Genomic DNA, 5892 nt, shown 5'->3' on the forward strand with positions numbered 1-5892 from the left:
TAGCCAAGAAAATGCTGCCCAAAATCATAAAGCCGGCATTGTTCTGTTCGCTCAGGAGCAGTTCGATACCGCGCATAGGATTGAAGGCAAGCAGTACAGTCGGATTGCTGAGCACTTGCCATAGCCCAAATCCGCCGATAAAGGCAAACCAAAAAGCCATGATGGGCCCAAAAGCTTTCCCTATCGTTTTGGTTCCGAGCCGTTGGATCATGAACAAGGCCGAGATGATTGTCATCGTGATCGCCAGTATTTTCCCTTGCCCCTCACCTAAGAAGCCCTCGAAGAATGGGATGCTGCGCAAGCCTTCGACAGCCGTCGTGACCGTTACCGCCGGGGTCAAAATACCGTCGGCCAGCAAGGCAGCACCGCCGACCATGGCCGGAATGATCAGCCATTTTGCGCGGTTATGGACGAGTGTGTAAAGCGAGAAAATGCCTCCTTCTCCATGGTTATCGGCCTGCATCGCTATAAGCACATATTTGATCGAGGTCAGCAGCGTGACCGTCCAGACCACCAAGGACAGCGCACCAATTATAAATGAATCCGACAACGATTCGAGTCCGCCGTTCCCCTCTACAATAGCTTTCATGACATAGAGCGGTGAGGTTCCGATATCCCCATAAACGACTCCCAGCGCCACAACAACCGCAGCCATGCTCAGGGGAATCTGTGGATGCCTTTCTTTCTGCATTTCCAATCTATTTTTCCTCCAATATCCTAGATATCTTTTTTATTTTAAAAACTACCTAATTATAGCTTTTTTTCAGGGGCCGTCAAGCGCTTTCCGAAAGATAAGTCTGCAGTTCTTATCGGCGTCCCCAATCAGGTGAAAAGCCCGGCCATCTCCAATACCGACGCAATGTCCAACAGCCACTCTTCTTTGCCTTTCGGGGCCGTGAACTGCACACCCAAAGGCAACCCGGCAGCCGTGCGGTGCACCGGCAGGCTGATGGCAGGCTGCCCCGTCAAATTCGCTTGCTGCGTAAACGGGGTCACGCCCAGACTCTCTTCAAACATGGTCCAGACAATTTCTTTCCTGTCCGCAGCCGACAGCAGATCCGATCTGCGCATCCGCTCCTTCAATGCTTCGCTTTGGAAAGAGTGATCGATGCGGGGAGCGCTCTCTGCCGTAGTCGGCTGCAGGAGCAGATCATAGTTCTCATGGAACTGATCCATCGTGGCCGCCGCTTGGTCCCAAAGACCCAATGCCAAGGAGTAGTCGCCTCCGGAGATCGTCCGGCCGTATTGATAGAGGGACCAGGAAACCAGCTCCATATCATCGGCCGTCAATGGGCGCCCCAGTTTCGCGGAAAAACCTCTCAGCATGGCATCCGTTTCGGCTCCGTTCATCGCATAGTAGGCCTCCATCAAACGGATGCCGTCGATATCGGGCGTTTTTTCTTCCACCTCGTAACCCAACTCTTCCAACGCGGCCACTGTCCGCAGCACCGCCCGCTTCGCCTCCTCGCTGACGATAGATTTAACCGGCGATTCCAATGAATAGGCGATCCGGAACATGCGCCGCTTTCCGGTTTGATGTTCCTGGAAATGGCTCCCCGGGAATAATGGGGTCTGGAACGGCGCTGCCGCTTGGACAGTCTGCAAAGCGTCCAGCATCATTGCCGTATCCCTTACCGTCTTCGTCAAGGCGAAGCTGATCGATGCACCTTGCCAGCCGCGGTATGACCCTGGCCCCACCGGTGTCCGCCCCCTTGTTGGTTTCAGTCCCACCAAACCTGTGAAGGAAGCCGGAATGCGGATCGAGCCGCCGCCGTCGCTGGCGGTGGCGATGGCCACCATCTCCGCCGCGATAGCCGCTGCCGCCCCGCCGCTGGACCCTCCCGGAGAATGGTTCCGATTGAAAGGGTTTCGGGCTGGTCCATGGATGACGGCATCGGTGATGTTCTTGAACCCAAACTCGGGTGTGCTCGTCTGGCCGATGACGATGAAGCCGGCCCTCTCAACTGCTTCGACAAAATGACTGGTGCGGGGAGCGACATAATCCTTCAGCAACCGCGAGCCTGATGTCGACGGCTCCCCGGCCAGGTCCTGACCCAAATCCTTGATCAGGATCGGCACGCCGCCGAATAAGGTGTTCTCGAAATCCCTTGTCCGGGCTTCATGCAGCGCTTTTTCCATCCGTGTATTCACAACGGCATTGCAATGGGGATTCTCTTCTTCTATCTTTTTGAAGGCATCCGCAATCAATTCTTCCGGGGATACTTTTTTCGTTTTTAAAAGTCCGGTGTAGTACAGGGCATCTTTCTGGCGATCCATAAAAGCCTCCTTCTCGTTTTCACAATTTCATATTTCCTTCCATTGTAGGTTGCCTGCCAAAAAAAGGCAACGGTTTGCCCGGGCAAGTGCCGCATCGTTCATGTTTCCGTCACTGTTCAGCAGGTTGACGACAGTGTTTTTAAATCGTTTTTAATGACAACCAAACTGAAATATAGTAGAATCCTTCTATTGTACCAATTTTGGGAAATGTCCAAGATGGTCGGATGAATTCATAGGAAATGGAGCAGGACACGATGAACGAAAGATATAAGGACTTACAATTGGCGGAACAGGGCGCACGACTCAGCATGGTTGCCTATGTCACTCTCTCTTTCGCAAAACTTTTCATCGGGAATGCCTTCGGATCGGCCTCTCTGAGTGCCGATGGGCTGAACAATTTCACGGATGTCATCTCCACGGTCGCTGTCATGATCGGCTTACGGATCGCCCGCCGACCGGCTGATGAGGATCATCCTTATGGCCACTGGAAAGCTGAGACGATAGCTAGCCTCTCCACTTCCTTCATCATGCTTTTGGTCGGCCTGCAGGTGCTGTTCTCAAGTTTTTCGAAACTGAGCGGCGGAGAGTTCACCACACCTGATGTCGTATCCGGTGTTACCGCCCTGATTGCAGGGTTTATCATGATAGGTGTCTACATATTCAACAATCGACTCGCAAACCGCATCAACAGCATTGGATTGGCCGCTTCCGCAAAAGACAACCTGAGCGATGCCTTAACCAGTTTTGCGGCGGCAATCGCCATTTTTGGCTCCATCTTCGGGCTGTATTGGTTGGACGGCGTCATGGCTGTCATCGTAGGGGTCGTCATCATCAAGACCGCAATTGATATCTTCCGCGAGAGTGCTTTCTCCTTGTCCGATGGTTTCGAAACGAATTATTTATCTGAATACCGACAAGCCATCCTCGACATTCCTGACGTCCAACAAGTGACGACCATTGCTGCACGCAGCTACGGAGCAAATGTCTATGTTGATGTGACGATTCTGCTCGACAAAGACCTGACAGTGCTGCGCAGCCATGAAATCACGGAAGAAGTCGAAGATCGCTTGCGCACGGCATTCAATGTTTTCGAAACAGATGTCCATGTAGAACCTCTAACACACTGATGTTACAAGTTTGATAGGCCGGACGTCATTTTGATGGTATAATAGCAGACGGATTTATACAGATTATTTTGGCGGACGCAGCTGTCATCAAGATCTGTCCGTCTTTTTTTTTGGAAAAAATACATCTATTGGGAGTGACTTATGAAAGAAGAGAAACATTACGGCTTATTCACCGCTGTATCCATGATTGTCGGCATCTGCGTCGGATCAGGGATCTTTTTCAAAGCCGATGACATTTTGGGAGCGACCGGAGGAAACGTAGCACTAGGAATTTTGGTTTTCTGTATCGGGGCTTTCAGCATCATTTTCGGAAGCATCACACTGACGCAGCTGGCTAACCGTACCGAAAAAACCGGCGGCGTCGTCGCTTATTTCGAGGAGTTCATCTCCGATAAAGCAGCGAGCGCGTTCGGCTGGTTCCAATTGTTCGTCTACCTGCCGACGATCACCGTCGTCGTGAGTTGGGTATCCGGCATCTACACCTGCATGCTGTTGGGCCTGCCGAACACATTGGAAACACAGACACTGATCGGTACAGGTTACATGGCATTCTTCTTCTTGTTGAATTATTTTTCGCTCAGATTGGGCGGCTATTTCCAGAACCTCGCCACCATCATGAAACTGATTCCGCTGATTGCCATCGCTATTGTCGGAGTTTTCTGGAAAGAACCGACTCCAATCGTTCCTCCCGAATTGGCGGTTCCGATCACGAATGTCGGTTGGGGCTGGCTGGCTGCATTGGCGCCGATGGCATTCTCCTACGATGGTTGGACCATCGCGACAAACATCACGCATGAAGTAAAGAACCCCAAACGGACGATGCCTTTAGCGTTGACCATCGGACCTTTGGTAGTGCTGGCCATCTATTTGACCTATTTCAGCGGCTTGGTCTCCATCGCCGGCTCCGAGTACATCTTGGCTGTTGGCGATGAGGCCACCACAACAATCGGTATTTCCTTGCTGGGCGAACGCGGCGGCAGCATCATTCTTTCCTTTGTATTGATCGCTATTTTGGGCGTAACGAATGGCGTAATCATGGGTATGCTGCGTTTGCCGCAAGCACTGGCAGAAAAAAATATGCTGCCAAACAGCTCTAAGGTAAAACGGATCAATCCAAAGAGCCAACTGTCCCCGGCAGCCGCACAAATTGCCTTTGCGGTATCCCTTGTGTGGATGGTGTTGCACTATTTGAGCCAAAAATCCGGGATTCTGGGTGGCGGAGATGTCAGCGAAATCGCGATTGTCTTCAGTTATATGACTTATGTCATCCTTTATCTGAAAGTCATCAGCATGAAAAAAGAAGGTGTCATCACCAGTTCTTTCTTCGGTTCGATCACCCCGGTATTCGCGATCATGGGCTCCGCCATTATTCTGATCGGTGGCATCGTGTCCAATCCGACTTATGTACCGATTTTCATCCTGTTCTGCTTCGTGGTTTGCTTCATCGGCTATAAATACTACGAGAAAAAAATAGCAGCTTAATGAAAATACCCCGTTTATCAGAATTTCTTCTGATAAACGGGGTATTTTTCTATCCATGCAAATCTCTAATTACCCGGCTGTGGCGTATCCGAAACAACCTTCGAACGTTTAAATACGAAAACAAAAACGATCCATGCACCCAACGTCGAGCCTGCTGCAAACAAGGTCGGAAGATTGATGTTGATGGTGGTTAAAAAGGCTGCCAAAATGGGAGGCAGCGCCTGCGCCAGGCTGACAATGGACTGATTTATGCCGAGAATTTCGCCTTGTGATGAACGGTCGGACATACTGGATACAATCGCCGTGCTGTTCGGTTGCGTCAATCCCTGGAAAATTGCAATGAAGGGGATGATAACGTAAATCCAGACGGCTTGATCAGGGAGCAGCAGGAAAGGGAAGGTAGCCGCCAACAGGATACTTGAAACCGACAGTATTTTCATCGGTGAAAATCTTTTTGAAAGCGGACGTAAAAAGGCCCCTTGTGCCACTGCAATCCAAATGCCCATGTAGGCGAATAGATCGCCAATTTGAGATTGATCGAACTGGAACTTCCCTACCAGAAAGACTTGGAAAAACTGAGTGAAGAAATTGAAGCCAACAGTCAGCAAAAAGATGACTGCGAATATGGTACGCAGTTTTTTGATTTCTAAAGCTTTGCGGATATTCTTGACTCCTGCCAACGGATCAATGCGCCCGATTTTTCTATTTTTCAGTGTCTCAGGGAAACGTTTCAGGACCATCACGATATTGAGTGCGGTCAGCAATGCGGCAAACCAAAACGGTGTTGCAAAATCGAACCAGCTCAAAATGGATGGGTCAGATAATTTCCCGCCTAGGTAGGGTCCGATGACAAAGCCCAAGCCAAACGCCATACCGATCAGACCAAAGTTTTTGGCTCTGTTGGAGGCATCGCTGATGTCGGCAATCGCAGACTGAGCAATCGAAATATTTCCGCCCGTGAAGCCATCGATTGCACGGCCGATGAACAGCAGCCAGATGTTTTGCG

At 50.6% G+C, this 5892-nt stretch carries 5 protein-coding genes; 2 read left to right on the plus strand and 3 right to left on the minus strand.

Going from position 1 to position 5892, the window contains the following annotated elements:
- Together WBV27_RS00010 and WBV27_RS00015 are read right to left on the minus strand one after the other, a co-directional pair.
- Positions 1-691, minus strand: a 691-nt coding sequence (locus WBV27_RS00010) for a KUP/HAK/KT family potassium transporter (RefSeq protein ID WP_424198324.1), incomplete at its 3' end; no start/stop codon positions are given.
- 131 nt (positions 692-822) lie between these two features.
- Positions 823-2277: an amidase gene (locus tag WBV27_RS00015; RefSeq protein ID WP_424198316.1), complete on the minus strand. Its 1455-nt coding sequence runs from the start codon at positions 2275-2277 to the stop codon at positions 823-825.
- A 254-nt stretch (positions 2278-2531) separates the two neighbouring features.
- Between WBV27_RS00015 and WBV27_RS00020 the strand changes: the two genes are divergently transcribed.
- Together WBV27_RS00020 and WBV27_RS00025 are read left to right on the plus strand one after the other, a co-directional pair.
- Complete coding sequence (locus WBV27_RS00020; RefSeq protein WP_424198318.1) at positions 2532-3404, plus strand: cation diffusion facilitator family transporter; 873 nt, start codon at positions 2532-2534, stop codon at positions 3402-3404.
- Between the two features lie 141 nt (positions 3405-3545).
- On the plus strand, positions 3546-4886 hold the full coding sequence (locus WBV27_RS00025) for an APC family permease (protein ID WP_424198320.1): 1341 nt from the start codon (positions 3546-3548) through the stop codon (positions 4884-4886).
- Positions 4887-4951: 65 nt separating this feature from the next.
- Here WBV27_RS00025 and WBV27_RS00030 read toward each other — a convergent pair.
- A partial coding sequence (locus WBV27_RS00030) for an MFS transporter (RefSeq protein ID WP_424198322.1) occupies positions 4952-5892 on the minus strand: 941 nt, incomplete at its 5' end.

Source organism: Trichococcus sp., assembly GCF_049589555.1.
In the GTDB taxonomy this organism is placed as follows: Bacteria; Bacillota; Bacilli; order Lactobacillales; family Aerococcaceae; genus Trichococcus.

What these genes read in the sequence shown, in the direction of transcription:
- WBV27_RS00015 (WP_424198316.1), bottom strand. Translation starts at nt 2,277, where the DNA reads ATGGATCGCCAGAAAGATGCCCTGTACTACACCGGACTTTTAAAAACG.
- WBV27_RS00020 (WP_424198318.1), top strand. Translation starts at nt 2,532, where the DNA reads ATGAACGAAAGATATAAGGACTTACAATTGGCGGAACAGGGCGCACGA.
- WBV27_RS00025 (WP_424198320.1), top strand. Translation starts at nt 3,546, where the DNA reads ATGAAAGAAGAGAAACATTACGGCTTATTCACCGCTGTATCCATGATT.